This is a genomic window from Streptomyces sp. NPDC046716, from assembly GCF_040645755.1.
Classification (GTDB): Bacteria; Actinomycetota; Actinomycetes; order Streptomycetales; family Streptomycetaceae; genus Streptomyces.
This window is the reverse complement of record NZ_JBEYYU010000135.1, coordinates 1-3,114: the sequence shown is the minus strand read 5'-3', so window position 1 is coordinate 3,114 and position 3,114 is coordinate 1. Positions and strand designations below refer to the sequence as shown.

Below are 3,114 nucleotides of genomic sequence, written 5' to 3'. Positions count from 1 at the left end.
TGCGGGAGACGTTCGCGATGGACTCGGTCGCGTTGTTGGAGCGGGTGAGTGACACGGAGCCGTGGACCTGTGCGGGCAGTGTGGGGCCGCGGCCGTTGGGTCGTCCCGAGGACGCCGACGTCGACATGCCCGTCGGCGACCACATGGCGCTCGCCCTGTCCGGCCGGGTCCTGCCCGCCGAGGACCGGCGCGTGCTCGCCGCGTTCGCCGCGCAGGCCGCCGTCGTCCTCGACCGCCAGCGGCTGCGCTCCGAGGCGGACCAGGCCCGCTCGCTCGCCGAGGGCAACCGCATCCGCACCGCCCTGCTGGCCGCCGTCTCGCACGATCTGCGCACCCCGCTGGCCGGGATCAAGGCCTCCGTGTCCTCCCTGCGCTCCGAGGACGTCGAATGGTCGCCCGAGGACCAGGCGGAACTGCTCGCCGGGATCGAGGAGGGCGCGGACCGGCTCGATCATCTGGTGGGGAACCTGCTGGACATGTCGCGCCTCCAGACGGGCACGGTCGCTCCGCTGATCAGGGAGATCGACCTGGACGAGGTGGTGCCGCTGGCGCTCGTCGGCGTACCGGATCCGGAGCTGAGCGTCGATCTGGATGTTCCCGAGAGTCTGCCGATGGTGAGTGTGGACAAGGGGCTGCTGGAGCGGGCGGTGGCGAACATCGTGGAGAACGCGGTGAAGTACAGCCCGCCCGATGAACCGGTGCTGGTCGCGGCGAGCACGCTGGGGGAGCGGGTGGAGCTGCGGGTCGTCGACCGGGGTCCGGGTGTCCCGGACGAGGCGAAGGACCGTATCTTCGCCCCCTTCCAGCGGTACGGGGACGCTCCCCGGGGTGCGGGGGTGGGGCTCGGGCTGGCGGTGGCGCGGGGTTTCGTGGAGGCGATGGGCGGCACGCTCACCGCGGAGGACACCCCGGGCGGCGGCCTCACCATGGTCCTCACCCTGCGCGCGGCGCACGCGGACCGGACGCCGCCGACCGCACTTGATCAACCGTTGATCCGTACAACAGCTCAGAGAGGCAGGTCCGCATGACCCGGGTGCTCGTGGTCGACGACGAACCGCAGATCGTCCGCGCCCTCGTCATCAACCTGAAGGCGCGCAAATACGAGGTGGACGCCGCCGCCGACGGCGCGCAGGCGCTCCAGCTCGCCGCCGCACGCCACCCGGACGTCATCGTCCTCGACCTGGGCCTGCCCGACATGGACGGCGTCGAGGTGATCAGGGGCCTGCGCGGCTGGACCCGGGTGCCGATCCTGGTGCTGTCCGCCCGGCACTCCTCGGACGAGAAGGTCGAGGCGCTCGACGCGGGCGCCGACGACTACGTCACCAAGCCCTTCGGCATGGACGAGCTGCTGGCGCGCCTGCGGGCGGCCGTGCGGCGGGCCGAGCCGACCGGCGGCGGCGAGGACGAGGGGATCGTCGAGACGTCCGACTTCACCGTCGACATGGCCGCCAAGAAGGTCAACCGGGCCGGCCGCGACGTCCGCCTCACCCCGACCGAATGGCACCTCCTGGAGGTGCTGGTGCGCAACACAGGGCGCCTGGTGAGCCAGAAGCAACTGCTGCAGGAGGTGTGGGGGCCCTCCTACGGTACGGAGACGAACTATCTCCGTGTGTACATGGCGCAGCTGCGCCGCAAGCTGGAGACCGATCCCTCGCACCCGCGGCACTTCATCACGGAGCCGGGAATGGGGTACAGGTTCGAGAAGTAGCCCCTGCGTCCGCGCCGGTGGCCCCGGGTACGCTTCCTGTATGAGTGCTGTTGCGGGCCGTTTCCGGCGCATGCTCGACCGACTCTCCACCTCGCAGGAGGACCTGGAGTCGGAGGAGCTGCGCGAGGACTCGGAGACCACTGGCTGTACGCGTATCGGTGACTGCCACGACCGACAGATCGTGACCGTTACTGGTACGTTGCGCACGGTGACCCTGCGGCCACGCGCCGGAGTCCCGGCCCTGGAAGCGGAGTTGTTCGACGGCTCGGCCGCGCTCGACGTGGTCTGGCTCGGTCGGCGCTCGATCGTGGGCATCGAGCCGGGCCGCAAGCTGATCGCATCGGGGCGGGTCTCGATGAGCCGGGGCCGTAGGGTGCTCTTCAACCCCAAATACGAACTCAGACCGCTCGGACGGGAGTAGCCGGTGACGTCCCTCGACGACAAGCCGACCGATCGCGAAGCCGGTGCCGACGCCGACGCGACCACGGACAGGGCGGTGACCGAGGCCGCTCTCTTCGATGCCTTCGGCGGAGTGCGGGGCATGGTGGAGACCGTGCTCCCCGGCCTCCTCTTCGTGACCATCTTCACGATCAACAAGGACCTGCACGTGTCGGCCATCGCGGCCCTCGCGGTGTCCCTCGTCCTGGTGGTCGTGCGCCTGGTCATGAAGGACACCGTCAAGCACGCCTTCAGCGGTGTCTTCGGCGTCGCCTTCGGTGTTGTCTTCGCGATGATGACCGGCAACGCCAAGGACTTCTATCTGCCGGGCATGCTCTACACGCTGGGGCTCGCGCTCGCGTACATCGTGACCACGCTGTGCGGGGTTCCCCTGATCGGGCTGATCCTCGGCCCGGTGTTCAAGGAGAACCTGTCCTGGCGGACGCGCAATCCCGGCCGCAAGAAGGCCTACGCGAAGGCGAGTTGGGCCTGGGGGCTCATCCTGCTCGCGAAGTGCGCGATCCTCTTCCCGATGTACTTCTGGGCCGACACGGACTCGGACAACACCCAGTTCGGCTGGGTGCTCATCGCGCTGAAGATCCCGCCGTTCCTGCTGGCCGTGTGGCTGACCTGGGTGTTCCTCGCCAAGGCTCCGCCGCCCATCGACGTGTTCGCGGAGATGGAAGCGGAGGAGGCTGCCGCCAAGGAGCGGGAGGCCGCCGGTGAGGGTGCCGCGTCCTCCGGGGGGCCCGCGCGGCATCGCCGAGAAGGCTGAGGCCCGGTTCGCGGGTGCGCGTTCGTCGTGGCTGAGCGCGCAGTTCCCCGCGCCCCTAGAGAAGCAGGAAGGCGCCCCCTGAGCTTTGCTCAGGGGGCGTACTGGCGGTACGGGGTGCCGTGGCTGGCGATCCACCTGGATCTGCTGGAGGAGTGCGAGGGCCTGGACTGGTGGGACCGGGGCGGGTTCATGG

4 protein-coding genes are annotated in these 3,114 nt (G+C 69.8%); all 4 read left to right on the top strand.

The window, feature by feature from the left end; translation table 11 throughout:
* The coding region (locus ABZ930_RS41325; RefSeq protein WP_361560764.1) for an ATP-binding protein at window positions 1–1,028 on the top strand (1,028 nt) is incomplete at its 5' end.
* Window positions 1,025–1,708, top strand: coding sequence for a response regulator (locus ABZ930_RS41320; protein WP_111662530.1), 684 nt, complete (start codon window positions 1,025–1,027; stop codon window positions 1,706–1,708). The genes ABZ930_RS41325 and ABZ930_RS41320, both read left to right, overlap by 4 nt.
* Before the next feature lie 40 nt (window positions 1,709–1,748).
* Complete coding sequence (locus ABZ930_RS41315; protein WP_111662529.1) at window positions 1,749–2,129, top strand: OB-fold nucleic acid binding domain-containing protein; 381 nt, start codon at window positions 1,749–1,751, stop codon at window positions 2,127–2,129.
* A gap of 3 nt (window positions 2,130–2,132) precedes the next feature.
* The gene (locus ABZ930_RS41310; protein ID WP_361560759.1) at window positions 2,133–2,921 is read left to right on the top strand and encodes a DUF3159 domain-containing protein; all 789 of its coding nucleotides are present in this window, start codon (window positions 2,133–2,135) and stop codon (window positions 2,919–2,921) included.
* The last annotated feature ends 193 nt before the right edge of the window (window positions 2,922–3,114 follow it).

Bases quoted from the DNA above. Each gene is read 5' to 3' on its own strand.
- ABZ930_RS41320 (WP_111662530.1), top strand. From the start codon at position 1,025: ATGACCCGGGTGCTCGTGGTCGACGACGAACCGCAGATCGTCCGCGCC.
- ABZ930_RS41315 (WP_111662529.1), top strand. From the start codon at position 1,749: ATGAGTGCTGTTGCGGGCCGTTTCCGGCGCATGCTCGACCGACTCTCC.